Annotated in this window: 13 protein-coding genes and 1 riboswitch; of the genes, 10 read left to right on the forward strand and 3 right to left on the reverse strand. The window is 61.6% G+C overall.

The annotated features are described in order from the left end of the window. Positions 1-21: 21 nt before the first annotated feature. Positions 22-134, forward strand: a riboswitch (glycine riboswitch). Between the two features lie 77 nt (positions 135-211). The 6 genes from gcvT (at position 212) to ABIE13_RS14035 (ending at position 8,071) form a co-directional block, all read left to right on the forward strand. Further along, a complete protein-coding gene (gene gcvT / locus ABIE13_RS14010) occupies positions 212-1,339 on the forward strand; it encodes a glycine cleavage system aminomethyltransferase GcvT (RefSeq protein WP_354444408.1) in 1,128 nt (375 codons plus the stop codon). A 77-nt stretch (positions 1,340-1,416) separates the two neighbouring features. After that, a complete protein-coding gene (locus ABIE13_RS14015) occupies positions 1,417-2,109 on the forward strand; it encodes a glycosyltransferase (RefSeq protein WP_354444410.1) in 693 nt (230 codons plus the stop codon). 66 nt (positions 2,110-2,175) lie between these two features. Beyond that, positions 2,176-2,547 (forward strand): glycine cleavage system protein GcvH, encoded by a 372-nt coding sequence (gcvH, locus tag ABIE13_RS14020; protein ID WP_354444412.1) that lies wholly within the window; start codon positions 2,176-2,178, stop codon positions 2,545-2,547. Between the two features lie 127 nt (positions 2,548-2,674). Further along, a complete protein-coding gene (gcvP, locus tag ABIE13_RS14025) occupies positions 2,675-5,557 on the forward strand; it encodes an aminomethyl-transferring glycine dehydrogenase (RefSeq protein WP_354444414.1) in 2,883 nt (960 codons plus the stop codon). A gap of 97 nt (positions 5,558-5,654) precedes the next feature. Continuing rightward, positions 5,655-6,674, forward strand: a complete 1,020-nt coding sequence (locus ABIE13_RS14030) for a P1 family peptidase (protein WP_354444416.1) — start codon at positions 5,655-5,657, stop codon at positions 6,672-6,674. 8 nt (positions 6,675-6,682) lie between these two features. Then, on the forward strand, positions 6,683-8,071 hold the full coding sequence (locus ABIE13_RS14035) for a TAXI family TRAP transporter solute-binding subunit (RefSeq protein ID WP_354444418.1): 1,389 nt from the start codon (positions 6,683-6,685) through the stop codon (positions 8,069-8,071). A gap of 71 nt (positions 8,072-8,142) precedes the next feature. Here the strand turns inward: ABIE13_RS14035 and ABIE13_RS14040 are convergent, their stop codons facing one another. Continuing rightward, complete coding sequence (locus tag ABIE13_RS14040; protein WP_354444420.1) at positions 8,143-9,321, reverse strand: asparaginase; 1,179 nt, start codon at positions 9,319-9,321, stop codon at positions 8,143-8,145. Positions 9,322-9,335: 14 nt separating this feature from the next. Here ABIE13_RS14040 and ABIE13_RS14045 point away from each other — a divergent pair, with 14 nt between their 5' ends. Next, entirely contained in the window at positions 9,336-9,869 is a 534-nt protein-coding gene (locus ABIE13_RS14045; RefSeq protein ID WP_354444422.1) for a peroxiredoxin, read from the forward strand. Between the two features lie 87 nt (positions 9,870-9,956). On the opposite strand, the gene ABIE13_RS14050 is transcribed toward ABIE13_RS14045, so the two are convergent. Next, the gene (locus ABIE13_RS14050) at positions 9,957-10,931 is read right to left on the reverse strand and encodes a tripartite tricarboxylate transporter substrate binding protein (protein ID WP_354444423.1); all 975 of its coding nucleotides are present in this window, start codon (positions 10,929-10,931) and stop codon (positions 9,957-9,959) included. Between the two features lie 236 nt (positions 10,932-11,167). Then, on the reverse strand, positions 11,168-12,130 hold the full coding sequence (locus ABIE13_RS14055; protein WP_354444425.1) for a LysR family transcriptional regulator: 963 nt from the start codon (positions 12,128-12,130) through the stop codon (positions 11,168-11,170). Positions 12,131-12,356: 226 nt separating this feature from the next. Between ABIE13_RS14055 and ABIE13_RS14060 the strand changes: the two genes are divergently transcribed. Genes ABIE13_RS14060 through ABIE13_RS14070 form a run of 3 tightly spaced genes read left to right on the forward strand, consistent with a single transcriptional unit; the run spans position 12,357 to position 14,330 of the window. Beyond that, positions 12,357-13,268, forward strand: a complete 912-nt coding sequence (locus tag ABIE13_RS14060; protein WP_354444427.1) for a hypothetical protein — start codon at positions 12,357-12,359, stop codon at positions 13,266-13,268. A 10-nt stretch (positions 13,269-13,278) separates the two neighbouring features. Beyond that, entirely contained in the window at positions 13,279-13,413 is a 135-nt protein-coding gene (locus ABIE13_RS14065) for a hypothetical protein (RefSeq protein WP_354444429.1), read from the forward strand. Beyond that, complete coding sequence (locus ABIE13_RS14070; protein ID WP_354444431.1) at positions 13,413-14,330, forward strand: alpha/beta hydrolase; 918 nt, start codon at positions 13,413-13,415, stop codon at positions 14,328-14,330. Before ABIE13_RS14065 ends, ABIE13_RS14070 begins: the two co-directional genes overlap by 1 nt. Positions 14,331-14,371: the final 41 nt, after the last annotated feature.

Raw genomic sequence — 14,371 nt, forward strand, 5'->3', positions numbered from 1 at the left:
AGGCAAAAAGGACTGACACAACACAATTCTGCTGGAGAGAAGCGCTGTTTTAACGGCGCTCACCGAAGGGGCAAAACGCGCGCTGCCACGCGGCGACGTTGAATCTCTCAGGTAAAGAGGACAGCAGGGTTCCAGGCACGAAGCCTCCACCAGATTGGGTGGGGGTAGATGGCCGATGCACGATTCATACGCATTTCAAGGAGCCCTGGCCATGACCGTCGATACCGCCCTGCTGCAAACCCCCCTTAACGCCCTGCATACCGAGCTGGGCGCGCGCATGGTGCCGTTTGCCGGGTACTCCATGCCAGTCCAATATCCCGCGGGCCTGATGGCCGAGCATCGCCACACCCGCGACGCTGCCAGCCTGTTCGATGTCTCGCACATGGGGCAGCTGCAACTGATCGGGCCAGACGCTGCTGCCGCCTTCGAGACCTTAATGCCCGTGGATGTGATCAGCCTGGGCCAGGACAAGCAGCGCTACGGCCTGTTGCTCAACGATGCGGGCGGAATCATTGACGATCTGATGTTCGTTAACCGTGGCGATCATCTGTTCGTCATTGTCAATGGCGCCTGCAAGGTTGGCGATATCGCGCACATGCAAGCAGCCATTGGCGGGCGCTGCCAGATTGTTCCCATGCCGGAGCATGCTCTGCTGGCTCTACAGGGGCCGAAAGCCGTGGGTGCGCTGCAGCGCCAGGTCCCTGGTGTAGAGAAACTGGTTTTCATGACGGGCGGGGCTTTCGCCTGGCAGGGCGCAGATCTGTACATCACCCGCAGCGGCTACACGGGCGAAGATGGCTTTGAGATTTCGCTGCCCGCTGAGCAGGCTGAGGCATTTGCGCGCGCGCTGTTGGCTGAGCCCGAAGTCAAGCCTGCTGGTCTTGGCGCGCGCAACTCGCTGAGGCTGGAGGCAGGTCTGTGCCTGTACGGAAACGATCTCGATCCCACCACGACCCCGGTTGAAGGGGGCTTGAACTGGGCGATGCAGAAGGTTCGCCGCACGGGAGGAGAGCGCGCTGGTGGCTTTCCAGGCGCTGACTTTGTGCTGGCACAACTCGATGGCAAGCTGCCTGTGGCGCGCAAGCGCGTCGGCTTGATTGCCAAGGAACGCATTCCTGTCCGGGAGCACGTCAAACTGCAAAACATGGACGGACAGACCATTGGTGAGACCACCAGCGGCTTGCTTGCGCCTACCATCGATCAGCCGATTGCCATGGCTTATGTGCAGCCTGATTACGCTGTGGCTGGCACCGAACTGTTTGCCCTGGTTCGTGGCAAGCCAGTGCCCATGACCGTTTCTGCCATGCCCTTCGTGCCTACGCGCTATTACCGAGGCTAGGGCGTGTTAACACGCCCTAGATCACTAAGGCATTGCCTTCATACTTAACAAGACCAGAGTTGACGAGGAATCAAGCTTTGACCGATGTCATTGTTGCAAGTGCTACCCGCCTGCCGGCCGAGAGGTTCTGGCAGGAGGCGGCGCTGGGCCAGTCGCTTAGGCGGTTGGCGTTTGATACAAGCCTGCGGTCAACCGTGGCTTTTGAAAATACCCTCGGTTTGCCGGTCATCTACAACCGGCTGATCGGGGCCGCTCCAGCGGGCAGCCTGCTGGTGTTTCTGCATGACGACGTCTGGATTGATGATTATTTCTTCAGCCAGCGGATCGCGGACGGTCTTCAGAAGTTTGACGCCATTGGCGTGGCTGGCAACCGCCGGCGCGTGCGCAATCAGCCCGCATGGGCTTTCGTGAACGAACGGCTCGAGTGGGACGACCGCGCCAACCTGTCTGGCAGTGTGGCTCACGGCAAGGCCCCCTTCGGAGCCATCAGCCACTTCGGGCCGTCGCCAGCCGAGTGCGAATTGCTTGACGGCGTGCTGCTGGCTGCGCGGCGTGATGCGCTTGTGAATGACGGCGTGCGCTTTGATGAGCGATTCAACTTTCACTTCTATGACATGGATTTTTGCCGCAGCCTGCGTGCCAAGGGGCTGCGGCTGGGCACCTGGCCCATTGCCTTGACGCACCAGAGCGGAGGCGCGTTTGGCACCCCTGGGTGGCAAGCTGGCCGCAACGCCTACCTGCGCAAATGGGAAGCCCTTGTGGCGTCCTGAGATTTCTATATTCCGTCTTCCCATTCACCCCTCTCACTTACCCCTTCCGAAACTCCGAAGAACATCATGACCCTGCTCTACACCGAAGACCACGAATGGATCAAAGTTGATGGCGATATCGCCACCGTCGGCATCACCAAGCACGCACAGGATGCGCTGGGCGATGTGGTGTTTGTCGAACTGCCCGAGGTGGGCAAGTCGTTCGACCAAAAAGACGTTTCTGGTGTTGTGGAATCCGTGAAGGCCGCCGCTGATGTGTACATGCCTATCACTGGCGAAATCACTGAAGTCAACGAAGCCTTGCGCGATGACCCCAGCCTTGCCAACAGCGATCCTCTCGGTGCTGGCTGGTTTTTCAAGGTCAAGTTTTCTCAACCCGATCAACTGACCGCGTTGATGGACGAAGCGAGCTATACCAAGCTCACCGACGCCGCCTGAGAGATCAGGGCGTGTTCACACGCCATGATCATTTCTGACTTCTCTTTATCCCCATGGGGGAAAGCTTTGGCTTGCCGCAGTGGTGGGGCCAACGCCAACCCTCTTCTTTCCCCGTCGGATACATCACATGTCCATCTCGCTCAGCGCCCTTGAAAACCCCAGCGAATTCGTTGCTCGTCATATCGGCATCGGTGCCGAGGATGAAAAGCAGATGCTTTCCGTCATTGGTGAGGCTTCGCGCCAGGCGCTGATCGATTCGATCGTGCCACGCAGCATTGCGCGTGCCAAAGCGCTGGATTTGCCGCCTGCCATCACCGAGGCCGCAGCGCTGGCGGAATTGAAGGAAATCGCTGGGCGCAACAAGGTCCTGAAGAGTTTCATAGGGCAGGGCTACTACGGCACGTATACACCGGGCGTCATTTTGCGCAATGTGCTGGAGAACCCGGCCTGGTACACGGCCTATACGCCTTATCAAGCCGAGATCAGCCAGGGCCGCATGGAAGCGCTGATCAATTTCCAGACCATGGTGTGCGATCTGACCGGCATGGATATCGCTAACGCGTCCATGCTTGACGAAGCCACGGCAGCCGCCGAGGCCATGACGCTCGCCAAGCGCAGCGTCAAGGCCAAAGGCCAGACCATCGTGGTCGGTGGGGATGTGCATCCCCAGACTGTGGAAGTCATGCAAACGCGTGCAGCGCCTCTGGGGCTTTCCGTCAAGCTTGCCAATTCGGCGAAAGAGTGGGAAGAGGCGTTGGCGGCTGATGATTACTTCGCCGTGCTCATCCAGTACCCGGCCAGCAGCGGTTGGTTGTACGACTGGTCCAAGGATGCCGAGACGGTGCACGCCAAGGGCGCTGCCGTGATCTTTGCCGCTGATTTGCTGGCGCTCACCTTGATCAAGTCGCCCGGGGAAATGGGCGCAGACATCGTGATCGGCAGCGCGCAGCGCTTTGGCATGCCGATGGGTGCCGGCGGACCACACGCAGGGTACATGGCGTGCCGTGATGCGTTCAAGCGTTCGCTTCCTGGGCGTCTGGTGGGGGTGAGCGTCGATGCGCAAGGCAAGCCTGCCTACCGCCTGGCTTTGCAAACGCGCGAACAGCACATCCGCCGCGAGAAGGCCACCAGCAATATTTGCACGGCGCAAGTGCTCCCAGCGGTGATTGCAAGCATGTATGCGGTCTACCACGGCGCTGAAGGCTTGAAGCGCATTGCAGGGCGCGTGGCGCGCCTGGCCTCCATCATGGCGGCAGGTATCAAGCAGATGGGGTACACAGCCACGCACCATGAATCTGCCTTCGACACGGTCTGCTTCAAAACCGATGCAGCCACCGACGCCATTGCCGCTCGTGCGGTCGCTGCCGGCGCCAACTTTCGCAAGGCATGGGACGTCTATCTCTGCATCGCGCTCGACGAGACGAGCACCCGAGCTGACGTAGAGCTGGTATGGAGCATCTTTGCTGACCAGCAGCCTGTGCCTGATTTTGCGGCACTTGAGGCCAGTGCCGCTGATCTCATCCCTGCTGAGCTGCGCCGTACCAGCGCCTTCCTGACCCACCCGGTCTTCAACACGCACCATAGCGAGACCGGGATGCTTCGCTATATCCGGCAGTTATCAGACAAGGATCTTGCGCTCGACCGCAGCATGATCCCGCTGGGCAGCTGCACCATGAAGCTCAACGCCACCAGCGAGATGATTCCCATCACCTGGCCGGAGTTTGCCAATCTCCATCCTTTTGCGCCTGCAGACCAACTGAAGGGCTATCAGGAGCTTGACGCCTTGCTGCGTCGCTGGCTGAGCAGCATCACCGGCTACGCGGACGTCAGCCTGCAGCCCAATGCGGGCAGCCAGGGTGAATATGCAGGCCTGCTGGCCATCAAGGCATGGCACGAAGCGAATGGACAGGGGCAGCGAGATATCTGCCTGATTCCCGCCAGCGCCCACGGCACCAACCCTGCCAGTGCGCAGATGGTGGGGCTCAAGGTCGTCGTGACGGCGACCGACTCTCAAGGCAACGTCGACATGGCGGACCTGAAGGCCAAGTGCGAGCTCTACAGCGACCGCATTGCCTGCGTCATGATCACCTACCCCAGCACGCACGGTGTTTTTGAAACCCAGGTCAAAGAGCTCTGCCGCCTGGTACGCAGCCATGGTGGGCGGGTCTACCTGGACGGTGCCAACATGAACGCCATGGTCGGCGTGGCCGCGCCAGGTGAGTTTGGCGGCGATGTGAGCCACTTGAACCTCCACAAGACCTTCTGCATTCCGCACGGCGGTGGCGGCCCGGGCGTCGGCCCGGTGTGCGTGGTCGAAGACCTGGTGCCCTATTTGCCCGGTCATGCCAGCACAGGCTTGAAGGGGGGTGTGGGAGCGATCAGTGCGGCACCCTATGGCAACGCAGCCGTGCTACCCATCAGCTGGATGTACATCCGCATGATGGGCCCCGAAGGCCTCACGCATGCGACCGAGGCGGCCATTCTCAGTGCCAACTACATCAGCAAGCGCCTGCAGCCCCATTACCCCACTCTGTACGCCAGTGCCAATGGCCATGTGGCGCACGAATGCATCCTGGATCTGAGGGGCTTGAAGGAAACCAGCGGCGTCATGGCCGAAGATGTTGCCAAACGTTTGGCCGACTATGGGTTCCACGCCCCCACGCTGAGCTTTCCTGTGGCCAACACGCTGATGGTCGAACCCACGGAGAGCGAGACTCTGGATGAGATCGATCGCTTCATCGATGCCATGATCGCCATCCGCGAAGAGATCCGCCTGATTGAGCGAGGAGAGTGGCCGCAGGACGACAACCCGCTGAAAAATGCTCCCCATACGGCAGGTGTGCTCCTGGCATCAGACTGGCCTCATGCCTACTCGCGTGAAGTGGGCGCTGCCAATGGATCGCACAGGGCCGGTGGCGTGAAGTACTGGCCGCCTGTCAGCCGGATCGACAATGTCCACGGTGACCGCAATCTCTTCTGCAGTTGCGTGCCTATTGAAGAGTTGGCCTGAGCGGGCGAGCGCGCCTCTTCATGGCGAGTACGAAAGAGGCGCCCTGGTGGGCCGCAGGCGATAACATCACACCCTGATTGTTATTTGGGAGCATCGCATGCCGCCTTCTTTCTCCAACTCCATCACAGATGTGCGTGGAATCGAGGTTGGGCACTTCACTGAACCCCGTCGACCTACGGGCTGTAGTGTGGTGCTCGTGCGAGAAGGCGCGGTAGGCGGCGTGGATGTGCGCGGGGCGGCTCCTGGAACCCGAGAGACTGATCTGCTCGACCCGGCCAACATGGTGAATACGGTGCATGCAGTGCTGCTCTCTGGCGGAAGTGCTTTTGGACTGGATGCGGCGGGTGGCGTGATGCGCTGGCTTGAAGAACAAGGGATTGGCCTGGATGTCGGTACCGCTCGCGTTCCGATTGTTCCTGGCGCTGTGCTGTTTGATCTCCATGTGGGTGACTCTCGGATCCGGCCAGACGCAGCGGCGGGATATGCGGCCTGCCAGGCTGCCACGTCAGCCTTGCCCGCGCAGGGCAGCGTCGGTGCGGGTACCGGCGCATGCGTGGGCAAGATGTTCGGTATGGAGCATGCCATGAAAGGCGGCATTGGCACCGCTTCAGTTTGCGTAGACGGTGTCACCGTAGGGGCGCTGATCGCGGTCAATGCCCTGGGTGATGTCGTTGATACGGACACGGGCCAACTGCTGGCTGGCGCTCGTACCGCAGACGGCCAGACCATGCGCAACACCAGCCGCACGCTGTTGGCAGGTATTCCACCCCTTTCGATTCTGGCTGGAGCGAATACCACCATCGGTGTGGTCGCGACGGATGCTTCATTGACCAAGGCCCAGGCTCAGCGCCTGGCCGGTGCAGGGCACGATGGGCTGGCACGCGCCATCCATCCGGTGCATACGCTCTACGACGGTGACACGCTGTTCGCACTGGGCACTGGTCAGGTGGCGCATTCACCTGGACTGAACGTGCTGGCGGTTATGGCCACGGAGGCGGTCGCGCTGGCTTGCGCCAATGCCATGCGTGCCGCAGAGGGCTTAAGGCTGGGAGATTTGTGGCTTCCGTCGGCTTCTGATCTGGCTAGCCTGCGCGCAGCGCCCACACAGCGTGCATGATTGAGCCTATGCGTCGTACCTTGCTTTTATGGTTGCTGTCGCTGCGCGACATGCTGGCTTCTGCCGGACCCGTGGCCATTTTGGCTGCTGCCTTGTTGGTGGGGGCCTATTGGTGGCTTGATCCGCAGCCGCCCAAGCGCGTGACGCTGGCCACGGGCCCTGCGGGCAGCGCTTATGCGGAGTTTGGCGCGCGTTATGCGCAGACGCTCGGCAGGAGCCGCACGACCGTGCAGCTGCTAACGACAGAAGGCTCGCAAGCCAACCTTCAGGCCTTGCGCGCTGGTACAGCAGATGTGGCCTTCGTGCGTGGCGGCAGCGCCGATGCATCAGCCGATGGAGAAGCAGGCATCGCTTCCCTGGGAAGTTTGTTTTACGAGCCCTTGTGGTTGTTTTATCGCGAAGAAGCCATGGCACCCGCCGTGCCCAAAAAACCGGCATCTCGCCTGCCTGGCGAAGGGGCGCAAAAAGACACTGCTCCGCCGTTGACTGCCCTGTACCAGCTTAAGGGCTGGCGGATCAATGTCGACCAGCCTGGCAGCGGGGTGCCCGAGATCATGCAGCGTTTGCTGGCGGCCAATGGCCTGGAGCGCGGCGCGGTCACGCTCAGCCAATTGCCACCGGAGGCCGCTGCAGAGGCGCTGCAGGGGGGCTTGATTGATGCCGTGGTGCTGGTCACGGCGCCTGAGTCTCCTTTGATCGCCAAGTTGCTGCGAGCGCCCGGTATTGCCTTGATGGAAGTGTCGCAGGCGGACGCCTATGCACGCCGTTTTCCGTTTCTACAGACAGTCACGCTGCCGCGCGGTGTGGTGGATCTGTCGTCCGACGTGCCCACGCATGACATCACGCTGCTGGCCACCACCACCTCCTTGCTCACGCGGGAGGAAACCCATCCGGCACTGCGCCAGTTGTTTGCCCAGGCCGCGCAAGGCCTGCATGGTGAAGCGGGATGGTTCAACCGGGCACGCGATTTCCCCAATACGCGCACCAGTGAGCTACCGGTCAGTCCGGAGGGTGACCGAGCCATCAATGGCACCCCTCCGTTCTGGCAGCGATACCTGCCATTTTGGGCCAGCAATCTTCTCGAACGCATGTGGCTGGTGATCGGCGGCTTGATCGTTTTGCTACTTCCCTTGAGCCGCGTCGTGCCGCCGCTCTACACCTTCCGTGTTCGGCGCCGGGTGTTTCGCTGGTATGCACGCCTGCGTGACATTGAAACCAAGCTGGAAGAGGGCGGGGGGGACCGCAAATTGTTGCTCAACGAATTGGACGAACTAGACCGGGTGGCCAACCAGATTGCGGTGCCACTGGCTCACGCAGAGGAGCTTTACGCGTTGCGCAACAATATTGGCACGGTGCGGCAGAGGGTATTGGCCGGCGAGGCTGAGTCACGGCCGTGATGTTCAGGGGCTCAAGCCTGCGCGCACGTGTTTCAGGCCCCCGGATGGCCAGTGCAGCCCATGGCGGCTCGTCAATAGCGGAGAAAGACCTTTTGCAAGCTCGCTGCGTCGTCATGGCGAGTGAGCGCCAGCGCGGTCAACAACCGGGCCCTGGCAGGGCTTTGGTCGTCCGTGACTATCCAGCCGTGCGCATCGTCGTCCGCGTTCGCGTTGCGGATGACCGGCCCCGCGCCCGTACGCGTGGCGCGTACCAGCCAAACGCCTCGATCGCGTAGCGCGACAAGATGCCCACGCAGGTAGCTGGGAACCGTCCCCCCTCCAACACCTGCATAGACGATGGCACGCACCCCCGCCGCAACCCAGGCGTCAAAAATTTCGGCCCGCATATTGCCATGCCCGGCCACCAGACCGACCAGAGGGAGTGCATCCAGCGTGGTGATGTCGAACTCGCTTTGGGTGGTGTGCGGCCTGGCCACCTGGCGGTACCAGCGCGGCACGCCTTCAACCACCAAGCCCAACGCGCCGTGTGGAGAGACGAACGCATCAAGCCGCATGGCATGGACCTTGGCAACGTCGCGGGCGCTGTGAATTTCTTCGTTCATCACGACCAGCACGCCTCGGCCCTGGGTGCTGGGATGGGTCGCCACGGCGAGCGCATGCACCAGGTTGGCAGGACCATCGGCTGCGAGCGCGGTGCCTGGGCGCATGGCGCCTGTAACGACAACAGGTTTGGAGCTTCTGACTGTAAGGTGCAGAAAATAGGCGCTTTCTTCCATGGTGTCGGTGCCATGGGTGATGACCACGCCATCCACATCTTCGCGTGCACAAAGGGCGGCCACTCTGCGTGCCAGCAGGAGCAGCTTGTCGTCGGTGAAATCGGCTGAATCGATTTGCAGAAGTTGCTCGGTTTGCAGCTGGGCCAGCCGGGCCAGCTGCGGAACGCGTGCAATGAGATCGCTGGCACCGACCACGGCGGCTTGATAGGCGGCCGAAGGCTCGCCTTCGGCGCCAGCCCCGGCGATGGTGCCGCCAGTGGCCACCAAAGCAATGCGCGGCAGCGGAGCGGAGAGATTTGTCATAGACTTCATTGTCACGCACCGCACTGTGGCCACGTTCTTTTTTCCATTTTTCATGGCCGGGCCGTCCCCAAGATGAAAAAGCACCCCCTCGGGGGGCGCCCGGCGTAGGGGCAGCGGACCTCGCGAAGCGGGGAAGCGTGGGGGCCATTTTTCAGACGCGGTGCGTCCCATGGGAGAGAAAGTCGATGAAACGCCTTATAGCTGCTTTGCTGGTATCTGCCGCCATGGTCCCTGCGCTGGCCGCACTCAAGCCGGGCGATCCAGCGCCGGTGTTCAAGACAGCTGCGGCGCAGGCCGGCAAGGCATTTGAATTCGACATGGCGCAGGCCCTCAAGAAGGGCCCTGTGGTGCTCTACTTCTTCCCCAAGGCCTTCACATCAGGCTGCACGGTTGAGGCCAATGCGTTTGCGGAAGCCACGCCTAAATTTGCCAGCCTTGGCGCCACCGTCATCGGGGTGTCACACGACAACATAGAAACGCTCAAGCGCTTTTCGAAAGAAGAGTGCCGTGACCAGTTCGCCGTGGGTTCAGATCCCCAGGCGCGGACCATCAAGGCGTACGACGCCGGCTCTCTCATGCCGGGCATGGCCAGCCGCATCTCCTACGTCGTGGGCCAGGACGGCAAGATCGCCTTCGCCCATCAAGGCAGCAATCCCCTGGAGCATGTGGACGCGACCATGCGCGCGGTACAGGGCTTGCAGCGCAGCCCGGCGAAATAACCAATCGCGGTGGCCTCCAGGGCATGAGCTTGAGCCATGGCATCTGCTGCGAAAGCGACTGCTCCAGGACTGACGGTCATGGCTTGATCAGCGAGACAGGCCTGCGTCCTTCACGACCTTTTCGTACTTCTCCGACTCGCTGCGCACGTAGGAGGTGAATTCTGCCGGAGACCGGGCGTCTGGTTCGGCACCGAGCTCGCGCAGTTTCTGAACCATTTCCGGCGCCCCCAGCACAGCGGCCAGGTCGTCGGAAAGCCGCTTTTGCACTGGCCGGGGCACCTTGGCCGGCGCGAACAGCGCAAACCAGGCACTGACCTCATAACCTGGCAAACCGCTTTCGGCCACCGTCGGCACGCTGGGCATCAGGGCGCTGCGTTGCGCGCCGGTCACGGCCAGGGCCTTGAGCTTGCCTTGGCGCACGTAGGGCGCCGACGTCGTTTGCAGATCGAACATGAGCGGGACGTGCCCGGCCAGCACGTCTGCCAAGGCGGGAGCGCTGCCGCGGTAGGGCACGTGGAGGAGCTTGATGCCGGCCGCACTGCCGAGCATCTCTCCCGCCAAGTGATTGGACGTGCCTGGTCCCGCCGAGGCGTAGCTGACGGCGCCGGGTTGCTTTTTGGCCGCAGCAGTCAGTTCTGGCATGGTCTGGTACGGCGCGTCCGAGCGGGCCACGAGAACGAAAGGAATGGAGCCTAGAGATGCCACGGCAGTGAAATCGCGCACGGGGTCATACCCCACCTGGGACATGGCCGGATTGATGGCGTGCGAGCTGACCGTGCCCAGCAACAGCGTATAGCCATCCGCCGCGGCTTCGGCCACGTAACGGGTGCCGATGGCAGTGCCAGCGCCGGCTTTGTTCTCGACCACAACCGGCTGCCCCAGCCGCTCCGAAAGCTTTTGTCCCACCGTGCGAGCCAGGATGTCGGCCGTGCCACCTGGAGGGTAGGGGACCACCACGGTCACCGGACGAGTAGGAAAGGCCTGCGCTCCACAGAGCGACGGTATGCCGAACAAGGCGGCAAGGACGATTATTGAGGCACTCCGGCGCGGTAATGAATTCATGCGGGTCACTCCAGGTTCGTGGGATATTTATGCGGCAGGATTCACTTTGCATAATCGGAAGACCTGTCGCCCTTGTCTAATACCGATGACGCGCGGTGCTGATACGGGCCGTGAATTACGGCTGTTTCTTCAGGGCTTTCGCATACCCCCTTGTGGCGACTAAACGCCCGGTTTCGTATGTCCTGCGATGCAGAGTTCCTTGCCAATAACGCCGCCTATGGACTGCCAAACCAGCCCTACGGCGCATTCCGATCGGAACGGCCTGCATCCACCATGTCTTTTGCCGAGGCTCTCTTAGCCGTTTCGCTGGTCACTATTCGCTGCGCGATGGCTAGAAAGACAGGCACCACAGGGTTGTCGTTCTCCTTGGAGGACGCGAAAATCAGCCCATAGGTTGGCGGCGGGTGCGTGTCGGTAATTTCCAGAAAGCAGACATCCTCCATGCGGAGGCGGCGCATTGAGGAGGGTACGAGCGCGATTCCCAGACCGCCTGCCACGAGCGTGAGAATGGCCTGCATTTGCGAAGCCTCCTGCACCACCTTGGGCAAAAAGCCCGCGGCTTTGCAGGCGTTAGGCAGCGTTGCGGCAAAACCCGCGCCCTCTGAACTTGGAAAAGCCACAAAAGGCTCGGCTGCCAACTCTCTCATCCTGATTTTCTGACGTGTGGCCAGCGCGTGGCCAGAGGGTACCGCCAGGGCGAACTGCTGCGCTTGCAGGTCCAGGACGTTCAAGTCCCTCGCGTCATGCAGGGGGCCCACCAACAGCGCGAGATCGGTGTGTCCGCAGCGCAGATCCTCCAGCTGGCGGTTGGTGGTTTCGGCGGTGAGTTTGAGCTGCACCGTGGGATAGTCCATCTGGAATCGCTTGAAAATGGCGGGAAGGACATCCAGCGCCGCGCTGGGAACAAAAGACAGGCGCAGTGAGCCTTCCAGGCCTTCGCCAGTGCGGCGCGCACGCTCGACCGCCTGCTCGGACAGCTGCAGCAGGCGCCGGGCGTCCTTGTAGAAAATTTGCCCTGCTGGCGTCAACCGGACGTGGTGCTTGCTGCGATCGAGCAGTTTCGTGCCGATCATGCCCTCCAGGTTCTGCATGGCCACAGACAACGGTGGCTGCGACATGTGCAAGCGTTCCGCCGCGCGGCGGAAATTCAGTTCCTCAGACACCACCACAAACTGGCGCGCCAGCCGAAGTTCGAGCATGAAAGACACCTCCTGAAACGGGATGGACGGGCGGAAGAATGGTTTGACGCGAAGATGAAAGCCGCACTGGCAATATCAATGGCGAATAACCAAGTCATGTCAATAGTATTGGATGTATCAAGGCCGATTGCCTAACATGGACAAAACTTAAATCGTGTTGGCACGGGCTGCACTTTCGCTGCGCGAGGCAACCGGTGTCATTCGCAACCCACCCCAAGGACCCGCCATGCAAGCCTCGCTCCTCGAAGAAATCCCCCAGGTGCCGAACCCCTATCCAGTCGTGTCGAAGATGGAGTACCCAGAGGTGTGGCGGTTGTGCACGCAGGCACGCGAGCTCGCATGGGATCCGGTGGTTGACATCGACTACAGCGATCTGACCAAGGCCGAATTACCCCCTGAAGTTCGCCAGGCCGGCGCGGAGTGGTGGAGCCTGCGTGCCTGGATGGAGCATGGTGCGACCCCCTATGGCGCCGAGCGGCTGCGCGAAGCCATCTTTCAGCACCAACCCTTCGAGGTCAAGCAGCACATTACCAACTTCATTGCCGAGGAACTCCGGCATCACGAAGCGAGCTTTCGGATCGCCGAGCATCTGCACGCCTACGAACCCACACCAAGGGCTGACTACTTCAAGGACATCATTCCGCGCTTTCACGACGAGAAGGATGAAAAGGCCATGAGCTTTTTCGCTGGCCTCTCCGTCAATACCTTGTTCGAGCAGTTGTCCGGCGAATTGTTGCAGGCGCGTTATGAGAATGCGCGCTTTGCTTCCATCCGGGAGGCCTGCCGCCTGATCCTGCGTGATGAGGCGCGCCATATCCAGTTCGGCCGCATCATCATGCGCCGCTTCTTCACCGAACTCTCCGCCGATGAGAAACGCATCATCGGCGAGAAGGTCGCTAAAAAGCTGCGCAACAGCCTGCTCAATGGCGTCTATTCGGTGGTGAACCTGCCGCCAGACGAGCGCGCCCGCTCAGGCAGGAACCGCGCATTGGCGGCAGAGTATGGGCTCGGCGCGACGCACCCGGAAGAAGAGATCCCTATCATCCGAAAGGGGATTGAGCAGATACGTGAGGACGTCGGGGCCTACGGTGTTGAAATTCCGCACATTCCCGAACTCGATTCTGTTGCTACCCATTGAGCATCAAGCCATGAACCGCGTCATCTCAGCCGTTGGCATACCCGCACCCATGGGGCTCCACAGCCAGACCATCGCTTCCAGTGGTTTCTGCTCGCCGTGGTTGTTCGAGGTCGACGCCTCGGCGTGTAGGCCGGCGCCGCGCTGATGGCCGGATACGCGCAAGGCGCGCGCCCGACTCGCGTGACCAAACACCTGCGTGAGATCGGCGCTCGCTGGCAGCAGGACATTCGCACGGCCGGTGACGAAACCAAGGACTTGTACCTGCCGCTGCTGCGCGCGGCCTCCCAGGAGGGTGTCAAGGTGCTGTCGGATCTGCCTTATGGCCCGTGGCCGAGGCAGGTGCTCGACATCCATCAGCCTGCGGGTGCGGATCGCGCGCCGGTACTCGTGTTCGTGCATGGGGGCGCCTTCGTTCGGGGCGACAAGACCATCAATGATCAGATGTACGGTAACGTCCTCACCTGGTTCGCCCAGCGGGGCTGTGTCGGTGTGAACGTGGAGTACAGGCTGGCACCAGAGGCGCCTTATCCGGGGGGAAGTCTTGATCTCGGGCTTGCTTGCGCATGGCTTGAGCAGCACATTGCGCAGTACGGTGGCGACCCGCGCCGGATATGCCTGCTTGGCCACTCGGCAGGCGGCACGCACGTGGCTTCGCTGCTGTGCGATCCTCGGCCCGAACTGGCCGCGCTGTCGCCAGACATTGCCTGTGCGGTGCTGGTGTCAGCCCGGCTGAGGGCGGACGTGCTCCCCGTTAACCCGAATGCTCACGGAGTCCGCGCGTATTACGGCGACGATGTCTCGGCCTATGAAGCATGCTCGCCGGTTTCGCATGCCGCCCGCCTCCGGCAGCCGATGTTCGTGGCCAACGCGCAGTTCGAGAATCCACTGCTCGATCTCTACGGACTGGAATTCGCCTTGGCGCTGGCGCGTGCACGCGGCGTGGCGCCGCTTCACGTCACGCTCGCCGATCACAACCACGTGTCGATGATGGCCCACTTCAATTCCGGCGAGCAATGGCTGGGTGAGCAAATTCTGGATTTCTTCGAAAGCGCTTGCCGCTGAACCGCTCCCGCAGCAGTAGCCTGATCCAAGGGTTAGCTCTG

The sequence above is a fragment of the Ottowia thiooxydans genome (assembly GCF_040548795.1).
GTDB classification, from domain to species: domain Bacteria; phylum Pseudomonadota; class Gammaproteobacteria; order Burkholderiales; family Burkholderiaceae_C; genus Ottowia; species Ottowia thiooxydans_A.